This window comes from Pseudomonas sp. NFX5 (assembly GCF_049132125.1).
Lineage (GTDB): Bacteria > Pseudomonadota > Gammaproteobacteria > Pseudomonadales > Pseudomonadaceae > Aquipseudomonas > Aquipseudomonas marginalis.
In genome coordinates this window covers 507,907-521,858 of the sequence record NZ_JAFMZG010000044.1, presented here as the reverse complement: position 1 = coordinate 521,858, position 13,952 = coordinate 507,907, and the positions used below count along the sequence as shown (strand labels likewise).

The 13,952-nt window shown below is 58.5% G+C and carries 9 protein-coding genes; 3 read left to right on the top strand and 6 right to left on the bottom strand.

The features are described 5' to 3' along the window. Positions 1-28: 28 nt before the first annotated feature. From J1N02_RS30400 to J1N02_RS30390, 3 genes are read left to right on the top strand one after another with little or no spacing between them, the layout of a single operon-like run. Positions 29-1,279 (top strand): MFS transporter, encoded by a 1,251-nt coding sequence (locus J1N02_RS30400; protein ID WP_421148205.1) that lies wholly within the window; start codon positions 29-31, stop codon positions 1,277-1,279. A 49-nt stretch (positions 1,280-1,328) separates the two neighbouring features. Next, complete coding sequence (locus tag J1N02_RS30395) at positions 1,329-2,678, top strand: MFS transporter (protein ID WP_421148204.1); 1,350 nt, start codon at positions 1,329-1,331, stop codon at positions 2,676-2,678. Further along, positions 2,675-4,327: a N,N-dimethylformamidase beta subunit family domain-containing protein gene (locus J1N02_RS30390; protein WP_421148203.1), complete on the top strand. Its 1,653-nt coding sequence runs from the start codon at positions 2,675-2,677 to the stop codon at positions 4,325-4,327. The genes J1N02_RS30395 and J1N02_RS30390 overlap by 4 nt, the downstream gene beginning before the upstream one ends. Positions 4,328-4,426: 99 nt before the next feature. Here the strand turns inward: J1N02_RS30390 and tcuB are convergent, their stop codons facing one another. From tcuB to J1N02_RS30360, 6 genes are all read right to left on the bottom strand, one after another. Beyond that, positions 4,427-5,584, bottom strand: a complete 1,158-nt coding sequence (tcuB, locus tag J1N02_RS30385) for a tricarballylate utilization 4Fe-4S protein TcuB (RefSeq protein WP_027605744.1) — start codon at positions 5,582-5,584, stop codon at positions 4,427-4,429. After that, a complete protein-coding gene (gene tcuA, locus J1N02_RS30380) occupies positions 5,571-7,025 on the bottom strand; it encodes an FAD-dependent tricarballylate dehydrogenase TcuA (RefSeq protein ID WP_421148202.1) in 1,455 nt (484 codons plus the stop codon). Before tcuA ends, tcuB begins: the two co-directional genes overlap by 14 nt. Before the next feature lie 123 nt (positions 7,026-7,148). After that, complete coding sequence (locus J1N02_RS30375) at positions 7,149-8,099, bottom strand: LysR family transcriptional regulator (RefSeq protein ID WP_115486068.1); 951 nt, start codon at positions 8,097-8,099, stop codon at positions 7,149-7,151. Positions 8,100-8,691: 592 nt separating this feature from the next. Then, on the bottom strand, positions 8,692-10,233 hold the full coding sequence (locus J1N02_RS30370; RefSeq protein WP_368960800.1) for a hypothetical protein: 1,542 nt from the start codon (positions 10,231-10,233) through the stop codon (positions 8,692-8,694). A gap of 232 nt (positions 10,234-10,465) precedes the next feature. Beyond that, a complete protein-coding gene (locus J1N02_RS30365; protein ID WP_027605748.1) occupies positions 10,466-11,956 on the bottom strand; it encodes a hypothetical protein in 1,491 nt (496 codons plus the stop codon). Further along, positions 11,953-13,629, bottom strand: a complete 1,677-nt coding sequence (locus J1N02_RS30360; RefSeq protein WP_027605749.1) for a hypothetical protein — start codon at positions 13,627-13,629, stop codon at positions 11,953-11,955. The genes J1N02_RS30365 and J1N02_RS30360 overlap by 4 nt, the downstream gene beginning before the upstream one ends. Between the last annotated feature and the right edge of the window lie 323 nt (positions 13,630-13,952).

The following is a 13,952-nucleotide window of genomic DNA, read 5'->3' as shown; positions in this document are numbered from 1 at the left end:
TCGCAATGAAGATTGGGAGATCCGTGCAATGACTGACTGTGTATGTAATGCCGTATCCGACCGCCATCCTGGCGTCGGCGCGGATGTAGAGCCTGCGACGCCCGCGTGGATGGCCGTTTTCTCGTTGGCAATGGGTGTGTTCGGATTACTCACCGCTGAGTACCTTCCGGCCAGTTTATTAACGCTGATGGCTACCGACCTGGGAGTGTCTGAATCGCTGGCTGGCCAAGCGGTAACGGTGACTGCCGTAGTGGCGCTGTTCGCCGGCCTGTTGGTGCCAGGCCTGACCCGCAGCATCGACCGACGTTGGGTGCTGCTGGGTTTTTCCACGCTAATGGTCGCCTCCAATCTGTTGGTCGCCGTTTCCTCCAGCTTCGCGGTGCTGTTAGTGATGCGCATCTTGCTGGGCATTGCCCTTGGCGGTTTTTGGAGCATGGCGGCGGCGGTGGCGATGCGCTTGGTGCCGAGTGCGTTGTTGCCCCGGGCGCTGTCGATCATTTTCAGTGGCATTGCCGTCGGGACGGTCGTTGCAGTACCGCTGGGCAGCTATCTGGGCGGGCTGTACGGCTGGCGCAGCGCGTTTTTTGCCGCAGCGGCGGTAGGCATGGTGACCCTGGCTTTCCAGTCGTTCACGCTGCCGCGCCTGGCGCCGCGCCGGCCGGCACGTCTGCGCACTGTGCTCGAGGTGTTGCAGCGCCCGGGCATCGCCATGGGGATGTTCGGTTGTGTGCTGGTGCACAGCGGCCACTTTGCGATGTTCACTTATGTTCGGCCATTCCTTGAAGGGACGACTGGCATCGGCCCCCAGGGGCTGTCGTTGATGTTGCTGGGTTTTGGCGTGGCGAACTTCGCCGGCACGCTGTTGGCCGGCAGGCTGCTGGAGCGCCACCCACTGGCCACGCTGGTGTTGATGCCGGCGCTGGTCGGCGTTGCAGCCCTGGCGCTGGTGCTGTTGCCGGCCTCGGTGCCGGGGCAGGCGCTACTGCTGGCGGTCTGGGGCTTGGCCTTTGGTGGTGTGCCGGTGGCGTGGTCGAACTGGGTCGCCAGCGCGGTACCTGACCAGGCGGAAAGTGCCGGAGGCATGGTAGTGGCCTCTGTGCAGTCGGCCATCGCCACGGGCGCCGCCGCTGGCGGTGCAGTGTTCAGCTTCGGTGGCAGCGCAGGCGTATTCGTAGCGGCGGCCGTGCTGATGCTGCTGGCGGCGTTGCTGATTGCGCTGCGTGTCCGCGTCCCATCTGCCCAGGGCGTACGCCAGCCCAAGCCCGCGTTGCACCTTTGATCCGGTTTGCCAAACCGCTTCGATCCCGTTCGCCACCAGGAGATACCCCATGAACAATACGACGTCTCACCAAGGACGCCTCAAATCGTTGCGCGCAGCCGGTATCGGCAATGCGCTCGAATGGTTCGACTGGACCCTGTACGCCACCTTTTCGGTGTACCTGGCAAGCAACCTGTTCGACAAGACCGATGCGCGCTCCGCGATGCTCGCGACCCTTGCAGTGTTTGCGGTTGGCTTTGTCGCACGCCCTGTCGGCGGCTGGTTGTTTGGCCGGCTGAGCGACCGACTGGGGCGCCGGACCATCATGGTGCTCACCATGCTGCTGCTTGCGATCAGCAGCCTGGGCATCGCGCTTATCCCTGACTACCAGAGCATTGGCCTGTATGCGTCGGGCGCGCTGCTGTTTTTCCGGCTGATGCAGGGGCTCGCCCATGGTGGCGAGACAGGGGTTTCCTACACCTATGTCGCTGAGATCGCCCCAAGCAAGCACCGCGGTTTATGGTCGAGTTCCGTCTATGTGGGGGTAACGCTCGGGGTGATGGCGGCGACGGCCGTGGCGGCGACGCTGACCTGGCTGCTGGGCGCCCAGGCCATGGGTGACTACGGCTGGCGGATCGGCTTCGCCATTGGTGGAGTGCTCGGTATTTACGCGCTGTTTCTGCGCCGCGGTGCGCAGGAGTCTCATGTGTTCGTAGAGCAGCAAGGGCAAGCGCGGCCCCCGCGCAAGCTGTCCAGGGGGGAGATGCTACGGGTGGCGCGCAACATCGTCATGCTTGCAGCGGCCGCCAATGTCACTTACTACGCGTGGGTCACGTTCGGTGCTTCGACGGCGATTGCCCAGGGCATGGACGCCACGGGTGCCTATGTGGCCAGCCTTCTCGCGCAGCTCCTCTGTGTGTGCTGGTTGCCGGTCTGCGGGATGGTGTCCGATCGGGTAGGGCGCCGGCCCATGGTTATCGCCTGGGGTCTGGGCGTGATCGTGCTGACCTATCCCCTTTCGATAATGGTGACCACTGAGCCCTGGACGCTGTTTTTGGCCCAGGTGCTGGGGCTGGGCGCCTGGTCGCTGATCGCGGCGATTTTCCCTGCTGTGCTCTCCGAGCAGGTGCCCACCCAGGCACGGGCCCAGGGCGTGGGTTTGGTCTCGTCGGTTTCGGTGGCGATCTTTGGCGGCACCGCCCCTTATCTAAACAACTATCTCAGCGGCGCCGACCTTGGCTATCTGTACGTCAGCTATGTCATCGGGTTGGGCGTCGTCACCGTCCTGGCGGGGTTTCTTATCGACGAAACAGCGGGCATCGACCTTGCGCACATCAAGGCGCCTGGTGCTCGAGTCAGCGTAAACACGTTGGCTGGTCGACCCGCAGAATCAGCCGATCAAAGGAGTACGACTCAATGAATTCCACAGACCTCAAAAACACCGCTGCGCGAGGCGAACGCCCGGGCGCCAACGTGATCGTCAGCCAGACTTCGGGCCCACGTCAGGCCGCACGCGAGACCTGGGTCGAAGTTCCTTGCGAGTCGGGCCCGGCGGCCGCCTGGTGCTACTCGGACCGTCGCGCCTATAACCCGGGTGATTCGGTTTGCCTGTATCTGTCGTCGAACCGCCCGCACGTGAGGCTGCGGATCTATCGTGATGGCGCCATCGCCCGCACGCTGCATACCACCGACAGCCTTGACGCTCGATTCCACCCCATACCCGAACGTGCCTATGAGCATGGCTGCCAATGGCCTGTCTTCATGCAATGGTCAATTCCGGCGGATGCCGAGCAGGGTGGCTACATAGTGGAAGTGCGGGACGGCGACGACAGCGTCCTCGGGCATCATCTGTTTATCGTCAAGGCGCTGTGCAAGCGTGCCGATGCCTTGGTGCTCGTCGCGGCCACCTCGACGTGGGCCGCTTATAACGACTGGGGCGGCGCCAATCATTACTTTGGCGTTCATCCCGGCACGCCACGTGGTCGCTCACCGTTGCTGTCGGCACAGCGCCCCTGGGCGCGAGGGCAGGTGTGGCTGCCGGCCGATGCGCCACGTTGCGTCAACGCGACCCGGCCCCGCACGCCAGGGCCGGCGCGCTATGAGTTCATCGAATGGGCCAGCCTAAACGGCTACGCCAAGTACTACGCGCTGGCGGGGTGGGCTTCCTACGAGAGACCTTTTGTGCTCTGGGCCGAGCAGCAAGGTTATACGGTGCATATCCTGACCCAGGACGATTTGCATCACGACCCCCACGCGCTTGAGGGCTACGCCTGCGCCGTCTTCATCGGGCACGACGAGTACTGGACGCGGGAAATGCGCGACCATGTCGACGCCTTTGTCGAGGAGGGCGGCAAGGTCGCGCGCTTCGCCGGCAATTTCATGTGGCAGATTCGCCTGGAGGATGAAGGCCGGCGGCAGGTGGCCTACAAGTACGACGCCGGTGCGCTCGATCCTGTGGCCGCTACCGAGCCTCATCGGCTAACGGGGGCCTGGGAAGATCCGAGGGTGAATCACCCCGGGGCAACGACGTTCGGGGTGAATGCTCTGCGAGGCATTTACGCCAGCTTTGGAGGCATGGCGCCGCGCAGCCCGCGCGGCTACACAGTCTTCAGGCCCAAGCACTGGGCGTTCATGGGGACGGGCCTCGGCTACGCGGATATGTTCGCGGACGAAGCCAACCTCTTCGGCTATGAGGTGGATGGCCTGGAATACACCTTCGTCGACGGCCTCCCGGAACCGCTCTACACAGACGGGGCGCCCTGCGGATTGCAAATCCTCGCCATGGGCTGGGCGACCAATGCCGAGCATGGCCGGTCCGAGGATGCCTATTCATTCATGCTCGGCGATGGCGATGCGCGGTTTCGTGCTTCCATCCTGGCGCCGGACCTCAGCGACGCCATCATCGATATGCATAGCCGCGGGGCCGGCATGGTGGTGCACTTCCACAAAGGTCGAGGCGAGGTGTTCACTGCCGCCACGTGCGAATGGGTGCATGGGCTCATGCAGGCAGACATCTACACCGTGATGATCACCAACAATGTGCTCGAGCGTTTCCTGCGCAATACGTAACTATTGAGAGCATGGGTGAGAAACTCGAGAGTTTTCAATTTCGTCTCCTTGCATTAGTTATTTCTGTGAAAAAACGGGTTCTAATCGTGAAGGCCGGATTCAATCGCTCCCGGCGTTGATAGGATTTGGTTGGCGTTTCTCGATTGAGAACTTAAGCAACGCCGCACATCGAAAAATCCCATGGGCGAATTTGCTGTAAGGCATCGTCAGGAAGAAGGCCATAACGAATCCTAAGTGGATCGCCAGCAGCAGCGGCATGGCTGAAAACTCCCGCCAGGCCAGCAAAGCCAGACCGCTAAGGCTGACCAGAAACAGCAGGGCTATGAAACCACGATCCATGGGCCTTTGGTTCGCATCGCCATGTTCGGGATCACGCCGGAAGTTCAACCATAACAAGCCTGCAGGACCCACCAACAACCCAATGCCGCCTAGTACGCCGAGAATCACTGGAAGGCTGAAGAGAGGGTAGGGTGCGGACCAGTTGAGAAAGTAGTGGAAAAGCGTGGCCACACAAGTGGCTGCAAAGCACAACAGGAAGCCATAGAACGTGAAGTGGTGGAAGCGACGTCGCCAGAGCGTGAATTTGTCATCGGCGTTGTTGCACCCCTCACCATGACCGCCGTCCAGGTACTTGAGCTTAGCGACATTGGCTGTTGCCTCGATGGCTGCCGATGCCTTCAGGGAAGTAGGAACTTGGGCGGGTGACACATTTTTCCAGAAACGCCTCACGCCAATCCCTAACGCCAATATGGAGAAACCAAACACGGCGCCAAACATCAATGCAAGGGTGTTATGAGGGAAAATGCCGTAGAAATTACCGCCCGGCATTTCACGGAACAGGTTGCCCATGATGGCCAGTGTCAGACACAAAAACAGCGCCAGGCCAATACCCGAGGCTACAGCGAGGGTCAGCCCATTACGCTGATAAAGCTGGCCAAATGGTCTAGGCCACGCGTATTCCCCATAGGTATCGACCCTCACCTTGGCCATGGCTTTGGGAACATTGACCGCAAACTCGTGGGGGGCTGCGTACTGACAAGAGTGCAAGCATGCGCCGCAGTTGTGACACAAGTTGGCCAAGTAATGGATGTCTGCTTGCCCGAACGCCAGGCGACGCGTCATGGCTGGAAAAACTGCGCAAAACCCTTCGCAATAACGGCACGAGTTGCAAATGGTCATTTGTCGCTGAACTTCAGTCTCATCGACATTTAGAACCGGAATCAACGGGTTGGCAGTTTTGGGATCATAAAGCTGCATATCGAGATCCCCCTGTCTCTGATTTGGAAGCAATGTCTGCGCTGGCTGCGGCTTGGACCCCGGCAACGCGACCGAAAGCAGTGCCGATGGCCATGCCAATCCCGGCTGTGTAACCTTTTCCCAGTACGTTCCCAGCCATCATCTCCCCTGCGACGAACAAGTTGGGGCTAGGCTTGCCGTTGAAATGAACGGCAGAGGTTTCGTCAGTCGCCAGTCCCAAGTATGTGAACGTAACTCCCGGCTTGAGCGGATATGCATAGAAAGGGGGGTTAACTAGAGGGCGCGCCCAGTGGGTCTTCGCAGGGGTTAGGCACTCAGTGTGGCAGTCATCGAGCGCGGTATGATCGAATGTCCCTGCCTGGCATGCCTGATTGAAATCTTCCACCGTCTTAACGAAGGTCTCGACGGGCAGGTTCAGTTTCCGGGCAAGCTCTGCCAGTGTGTTAGCGGTGGTGCCTGGAAACACAGGTGGCATGAATCTGCCTATAGCTTGCTGGTCGATGATTGAATACGCTTGCTGACCGGGCTGCCCTGCGACCAGTCGACCCCAGATGGCATAACGTTTGGGCCAGAAATCCTCGCCTTCATCGTAGAAGCGCTCACCTTCCCGATTGACTACGACCCCAAGAGACACGCAGTCGATACGGGTGCATATCCCTCCATCGTAGAGAGGAGCCCGCGCATCAATCGCAACCATGTGGGCTTGAGTCGGGTCACCGATGACATCCGCGCCCAGCGCTATCATGCGTTTAAGTAGCACTCCGGTATTGAAACGCGTGCCGCGAATCAAAAAGTTATCGGAGGGCCATTCACCCCGTTCGTTCTGGCCCCAGGCTTCTCGCAACCATTCACGGTTGGATTCAAAACCGCCAGCAGCGAGCACACAGGACTTGGCCTCGATCCGTTCAGCCGGCAGATGCTCGTCATCCACCACGCGTTCAGGGAGATGTGCAGCAATGAACTTTCCGTCCTTGAGCTCGATATCGGTGACCTGGGCGTTATAGCGAATCTGAACGCCTATTCGCTCAGCGCTTCGGAAATAAGCATTGACCAAGGCTTTGCCACCGCCCATGAAAAAGGCATTTGTCCTTGCAACATGGAGCGCGCCGGAGAGCGGCGCCTGGAAGTGAACGCCGTGGGAGCGCATCCAGTCTCGGCAGTTGGAAGATGCAAGGATCGTGATTCGGGCAAGTTTTTCATTCGTGATCCCGCCGGTGACCTTCAGCAAATCCTGCCAGTACTCTTCCTCCGGGTAGGCGTCTACTAAAACGTCTTGCGGCGCATCATGCATACACCGAAGGTTACGTGTGTGCTGCGAATTGCCACCCCGCCAAATCTTGGGCGAGCCTTCCAGAAGCATGACGCTCGCACCAGCCTCCCGCGCCATCAGCGCAGCGCATAAGGCGGCATTACCCCCTCCGATGACTAACACATCAATCATTGTTATTTTCCTCGACTCGACTCTACAACCGGCTGGAGCACGGTGCTCCTTGTGAGTGAGCGAAGCTTAATGCGAGGTCTGGGTGGTCGAAAGAACGTGCTAGCGGCAGGGCCTTTACTTTTACTAAAGGCCTACCCGATGGAGAGCCTCTGGCGGTTGAAGGCTTGCCCCCGGCCAAAGGTGCATATTCACTAGCTCACGGCTGACCTCAAGAAGAACGACGCGCGTGGCTAACGCAGCAGGGGACAGCTCGTCGTCCGAAAGGCTGGCTAGGAAGTTGCGGCGCCCCACATGGTCGTCAGAGATTTCGACCATGCGAAGTTCTGCATCCCCTAAGCGAGCGGCGGCGGCACCAGGCTGTATTGTCGCTGCATGTCCAGCTTTGACTGCTTGCATCAGCGTCGCTAGCCCATCGATCTCCATCACGATGTGAGGAACGGTTTCACTGCGCTCAAACGCCATGATTATGCTAGTGCGTAATCCGTGCTGTGCACTCGGCATAACCAACGGTACATGCCCGAGTTGATCAATTTGCACGGTATCGCCTTCAGGGATATCAAGCAGAGTCGGGACTGCTATGACAAACAGCTTTTCGTCGAGCAACGGAGTGACGTGCCATCGCCTTCCGGCATCGGCTTGGAACACAACCGCCAGATCTAACTGCCGAGCGTTAAGCTGGCTCGCGAGATGGCCAGATAACATCTCCACTAAGTGCAGCTGAATGTCAGGGTAGCGGGTGCGCATGCGCTCGATCAGAGGCAACGCCAGAACGCTGGCCGTAGTGGGTGGCAGGCCCACACTGACGTATCCGCTCATGCGACCTCGCTGAGCGGCATGTACCGCATTACCTATCTGCCTTACCGCAAGTTGCGCATGGTGAAGAAACGCCATGCCGGCGCTGGTCGGTGTCACGCCAGTGGTCGTGCGATTGAGTAACCGAGTACTCAGTTCATTTTCCAGCTTACTGACTTGCTGGCTTAAGGCAGAAACCCCCAGGCCAAGCTCAGCAGCAGCCCGGCTCAAGCTTCTGTGTTCGGCAATCTTAAGAAAGTATTGAAGCTGTCTGAGCTCCATCAGGAGAGTACCTTCGATAGGTCGTTTTGCTGCTCGACCTGGGTTAGGTTGAACGTCCTTTCGCGGGGCTGATGGACGATTGAGGCTTGGTTAGGACAGCGTTTTATTCACGTGTACAGGCTTTGTGAATCGTCGGCGTAACCTGGCGTTAAAGGCTCTCAGGATCGCCAAAAAACATTTTGACTTGGCTCTAGCTCGGTAGTTTCAGTTTAAAAAAATCCTAATATGCCCCCAATTTTGGCCCCACTCAGAAGCCTTACATGAGCGATCACGAATGGCGATTCCTGACGAAATCCAGAATGGCTCTGGATGGCTCTGGATGGCCTTCGGTGTACGTCCAAACTGGGTAGGGTAGGGGACTGGAACACCCAGACGTTCTCCCTCGGTGACCTGGAATCAAAGCAGGTTATGTGCAGCCCAGTTCTTGTCCGGCCCGCCTAACGCAAAGCGGCCGGTGCGATTTTCTACCTGCCTGTGTAGCTTGGCACTGCGATAAACATGGCTCAGTTGGCAGCATCTCTGTATTCGCACCTAGCAGACGGCGGGCTTGACCCCCCCCCGTCTGCCCGCTTCAACCCTGGAAGACCGCTACTTACAACCCTTCAATAAACATCTCTTGAACTTGATCGGCACATTCAAACGCAGCCTCAATTGCTTTTTGATTCGCCCGCGTAATCTCCCCCAGCACGTCGCGTAGCGCATCCAGGCCGTCATCAAGACTACCTGCCTCCATCACACTTCTAAGCGCTTGCACATAGCACTCTTGCCCAGGATACATATCGATACCGGCCCGCTCGGTCTGCCCGAACACGCGGTAAATCAACCGTCCCTGAATCATCATGTACGCTACTTGTAGTTCCAGGCTGCTCCACAACTCGTCACTGCTTCGGAGCGCGAACACAGTCGCCAGGGTTTGTGCCAGCAGGTATTGCCCCAGCATCTCTGCACGGTCTGAGCTCTGATGCTCTTGTAGGCGAGCGCTCACCAGCAAGAATGTGGCGAAGCAGCAGTCAGTCAGTGCCGTAATGAGCTCTCGACCTTGTGGATTGTCCAGGCGCATACGGCTGACGGCATCGTTGATGACATCGTCGTATATCGCAGACAGAACGTTGTCTAGCAGGTGAGGTAGCTGTGGTTCGCCCCCGCCAACCGAGCGCTGCTGCTGGTTGCCCAACGCCACAACCAGCTCTTTGAGCATGTTGGTCATCACCAGCACTTCGTTCTCTGAAAGCTGATCGAAGTACTGGAAATCGTAGTCGTTGATGTAGAGATTCTTCGCCTCGCAGCGAATGCTGCGAATCTCGCTGATCGGGAATTGCTCGAGTTTGCGAAGTGTCCCCTTGGCCCACACTGCCTGAGCGGTCACCACCAAGAAGTCCTTGGCAGTCTGCAGGAAGGTGTTATCGACGATCATCAGGATGTCGTATGGCTTGATCTGCCCAGCCGATATCTCGATGACCTTCTCGACCTTGTACACCTTGATCGAGGGTGCCACCTGGATCTGGTGGGACAACCTGTGTCGCTTGGCCACTGCATTGAGGATCTGCAGCTGATCTTGCTGATAGCTGCCTTCGAACGCGGGCTTGCGGATAGGCTCAGGCTCAGGTTGCGGTGGCCGAGGAGGAATAACAGCTGCAGGCGGGGCGCTGACAGGCTCTTCGCGTACAACTGGCGCCTGGCCGGTAGCAGGCTGCCCAATGGGCGCCTCGACTGCATGCCCCACCGGCTCGGCAGGTTCCTGCAACTGCTCCGCTAACTTCTCCAGCAGTTGCAGCAGAGCCTCGGGCTTCATGCTCGAACCGGCCATGCCGAACGCGCAGCCATTACCCAAGAACAGTTCAGAGCCTTTTGTGGCCCGACCCTGAGTCGTGGCTTTGAACTCTTCCCACGGCATATGAGTTTTAGCCGAGGTGGTAGTCCAGTCGTTTTTCCAGAACAGGCCATGTGAGGTAAACGCCAGGCCGTTCTTGGCCGAACCGAAAACCGTCGAATCAACGATGGCGAACACTTTCGCGGAAGAGGGCATGCCATACGACGCGGCGGCGTTATCGGCCTTCTTGCGTGGAATGTCTGGGGCAACGTAAAGACCTTCGGAATGGAAATTCTGCAAAACACCAAGTACTTTTTTTTCCATGACTGCTCTCACTGGATCAACTGCGTTCGCATTCGTTGCGCACGGATTTCACTACGCGCCAGAGGGAAGGGCCGCGGGCGTGAATTTGATAACTATCAGAGTTCTGAGTTGTGGCTGTATGGTGCTTCCGTCTGCTTGCGGCGCATTGGGTGGCCTGCGATAAGGCGGCCGTACGGGCGGCAGTCCGGCGGTCTCTCCTTCATATCTGCCAAGCTTTAAATCTTTGAATCTGTCACGCGCTCGCCACTAGCCGCTCGTACTCAGCGTCCAGGTAGGTATCGACGGCCTTGATGTCGAGCCTTCCGTCCTGGTACCAGGAGTTGAGTTCCTTGAGTGCCAGTGTGCCGAAGCGCGCCCAGGCAATGAGGTTTGAGCGCAACATGAACTGGATCATGTCGCCGCCCGAGCGAATCGCCGCATCGGCGCCATCTACCACGCAAAGGGTGCCGTGTGCCATTAGCAGCATCCGCTGAAGTTCGGGATTAGTGGCCGATGGAATGCACTCAGCCCATTCCTTCTCGTGATAGAAGCGCTGCTTCACGACCCACATCACTCGGGTCAACATTTCGCTAAGCATCACCGGAATAGCCATTGCCAGTCCGTGACGCAGGTCGTAGCCCTTTTCGAACACCTGGACGGCGATCGTGGCGAAGGTTTGCCGATGCTGTCCAAACTCGCCGAGGTTGATGAACTGCAGTAGCGAGTAAAAAGGAATCGGAATACCCGACCCTCGCGTTTTTGCGCCAGAGGAGCCGGCCACATCCGAGAACAGGTGCCCCAGCCAATTCATGCAGCCGCAGAACAGCTTAGCCACCAGGTTCGAGCCCTTGAGCTCGAACGTTTCGGTATCGACACTGATGATTCGGCCGCCATCGACGAAATGTGCGCTACTGGTGAACTGATCCAGTATCGAAAAGAACAACCCGACTAGGTCCGGCGAATGCGCCAGGCTCTTGATGTGGTGGTTGCGCGTGCTCATCTTGAATAGGCCGCCGACATCGCCGCCGTGACGATGGTCGTAGTTGACCTTGTACTTCCTTTCCAGGAAACCAATGGCGCTGGTTACCGGGTCACTGCCTTTGTTAGGGCCTTGCCAGCCGTTCCAGGCAGCGAACCTCCGCACCGCGTTATCGGTCATCTCGTCAGTAAAGTGGGTGAGCGCTCCCTGACCTGGGAGGCCGACGAACAGAACGTCCACCAGGCCGCCGATCAGGCCGCAGGTGCCGGCGATCATGTAGTCGTATTTGTCGCACTGGGCGCCCTTGTACGAGAACTCATCGCGGATGCGTCTTTCCAGCGCAATACGTTGGCTTGCGCTCATCAGGTCGCGGAACGGATCGTGGCCAAACTCGATCCGCCATCGCTGGGCATAGGCAGTGACCTGGTCGAGATAGCCATTCCAGTCGCTCTTGCCTTTCATGTCGATGAAGTCGAGGTTTGGCAGCGGCGTGCCGACGCTCACGATGTTTTCTTGTACGGCATAACTACTCTCGACAAGCAGCGCATCGTCGTCATCCACCTCGAAAATCACCTGGTTCCCTTCGAGCAGTGTTTCAGCTTCGAGCATCAACAGTTCGAGATGCTGGCGGCTCTGTGCCTGCGTGACCTGCAGGCTTTGCAGTGCACCATTGACCAGTCCTACGTGGTTTAGCGCGGTGTTCAACTGGTGCTTTTGCACCAGCATCGCCTGGGCCTGTTCAGTCGACGCATTCTTAATGCTCATGAGAACAGACCGAGCAGCTTGCCCTTAGCCTTGTCTGCCATGTCGGCGGCGCCGCCGACAAGTACATCGCTGACGTTGAAATAACCGACCGCTTCAAAGGCTCGGGCAAGGTTCTCCAGCGCCTTCGGCGAAACGCCTGGTTTGATTGCGAGCTTGAGCGTCTCGAACTGCTGGCCGTCCTTCTCCTGGGAGAATGAACGTTCTTCGTAGAACGACCTGATGAAGTCGAACAGCTCTGCCTTAGTAGGCTCCTTGGTGAGCGTCTTGAGCTTGGCGTCGTCGAGGAAACGAGCGCAGCGCAGTTTGGTCGCGCTGCTCTGGGTCGCTTCGCACTTGTTGGTCAGCACGGTACCGGCGCCGGTCATCTGCCCCATCATGGCGGTAAGGCGCTGGATCATCTGGCCTTGCTCGCCATGCTCGGCCAGGGCCTGGCTCAGCCGATCGGTAATGTGGTTGAGGTCCTGCATCAGCAGCGAAATGGTCGCCTGGGTCTGCTTGATGACCTCGACCAGCATCAGCTCGCGTCGCTTCGAGCGCGTGAGCTCGTCCGCGCCCGTCAGTTTGCGCACGCCTGCGTAGGCGCCCACACCGAGCAGCACGGCGACACCGATCCCCGTGGTCATGCCCGACAGGCCGAGTATGCCGCCCATGCCCAGCGTGGCGAGGCCGGACGTCAGCCCGGCCGCAGACATGCCTACCACCGAACCCGAGAGATACACTGCGGCCAGTGGGGTGCCGACAGCCGCGGCCTTCGCCGAAAGCAGCTTCAGCGCGCTGACAATTTGGTCATCGGTGACATCGTCCTTCAGCATGCTGTGGTCGTTACGGATGGCCGCGACGGCGAGGTCGATCTCGTCATCGGTGACCTGCAAGAGCGCACGGTTTCTTTGTAGGAAGCCAAAGGTCTCCAGCGAGCCGCCGCCGGTGGAGAAGTGCAGGTTGATCAAGTCTTTGGTCAGAGAAATGTGCAGCGGCCTAATCTGCCCCCGTGGGCAATGGCTGTCCAGCTCCGCAAGCAGTGCATCGAGCGCTGCCGCCTGGTTGAAACCGGTCATGTAGGCGCGCACAGTGAAGCGCGACTCGGGTTCCAGGTCCAGCCGCGTCATCAACAGCAAGATCTCCGCGAACTCTTTTTCATCGATGACCGAGTCGTTGTCGTAGGCCATGTTCACGATGACTTTGAGGTAAGCCACTTTGACTGCTTCTTCCATCTCCTCGAGAGGGATGAGCTGTTTTTCGTCCTGGAACTCGGTGAAGTTTTCGATAACGCCCTGCAGCACGGATGCGAGTGCTGCGTAGTCGCAATCACTCAGGTCCTTGATGACCAGTTGGCTATTATCCTTACGCTCGAAGATCAGGGTGTGCTCGAGCTTGTCCATGCTTCCGGTGTGCACCTGGGTGTACTTGGCGCTGCGGATATCTTCGTAGGGGAAGTGGATCGGGTCGGCGAATCCGGAGCGGTAGATCACTTGCTCGCCAGTGAACAGCAGACCGTCCTTGCCAGTACCGAACAGGGTGTTGTCGAACAATGCCACGACGTTTCCTGGCAGCCCGTTGTATGCGAAGGCCTTAAGTGCGTTGTTCAGCTTTTTTTCATCGATCCCCGGAGCAACGGAAACATTCTTGGAAGAGATAGAGCGGAGGTTTTCGCGAAGATAGGCGCTAACACTCATGGAAGGTCCTTTTCTAGGTTAAGCGAGTCGCGACATGCTAACTCGGATGGTGGCGCAATGCCATTTTGACTTTAGGCGATAGCGGCTACACACAAGCAGTTCATGACTGAGCCTTTTCGCGTGCCGAAAGGGCGCGTTTTAACTCCGAATATTCGCGGTGCAACTCGTAGCCCTTCTTGATCACCACCACGAGCCCAATGGTTGCCAGGAGATTTTTCATGGTGCGTTCCTTTCGGGTAATTTGACTTTTTGGGTCTGGCGCAGCGACCTGAGTCGATGAGGTCAACCGTGTCAGATAGGGGCAAGATATGTAGGATTTCAGG

Coding starts and splice junctions, on each gene's coding strand:
- J1N02_RS30400 (WP_421148205.1), top strand. CDS start 29: ATGACTGACTGTGTATGTAATGCCGTATCCGACCGCCATCCTGGCGTC.
- tcuA (WP_421148202.1), bottom strand. CDS start 7,025: ATGATTGATGTGTTAGTCATCGGAGGGGGTAATGCCGCCTTATGCGCT.
- J1N02_RS30395 (WP_421148204.1), top strand. CDS start 1,329: ATGAACAATACGACGTCTCACCAAGGACGCCTCAAATCGTTGCGCGCA.
- J1N02_RS30360 (WP_027605749.1), bottom strand. CDS start 13,629: ATGAGTGTTAGCGCCTATCTTCGCGAAAACCTCCGCTCTATCTCTTCC.
- J1N02_RS30375 (WP_115486068.1), bottom strand. CDS start 8,099: ATGGAGCTCAGACAGCTTCAATACTTTCTTAAGATTGCCGAACACAGA.
- J1N02_RS30390 (WP_421148203.1), top strand. CDS start 2,675: ATGAATTCCACAGACCTCAAAAACACCGCTGCGCGAGGCGAACGCCCG.
- tcuB (WP_027605744.1), bottom strand. CDS start 5,584: ATGCAGCTTTATGATCCCAAAACTGCCAACCCGTTGATTCCGGTTCTA.
- J1N02_RS30365 (WP_027605748.1), bottom strand. CDS start 11,956: ATGAGCATTAAGAATGCGTCGACTGAACAGGCCCAGGCGATGCTGGTG.
- J1N02_RS30370 (WP_368960800.1), bottom strand. CDS start 10,233: ATGGAAAAAAAAGTACTTGGTGTTTTGCAGAATTTCCATTCCGAAGGT.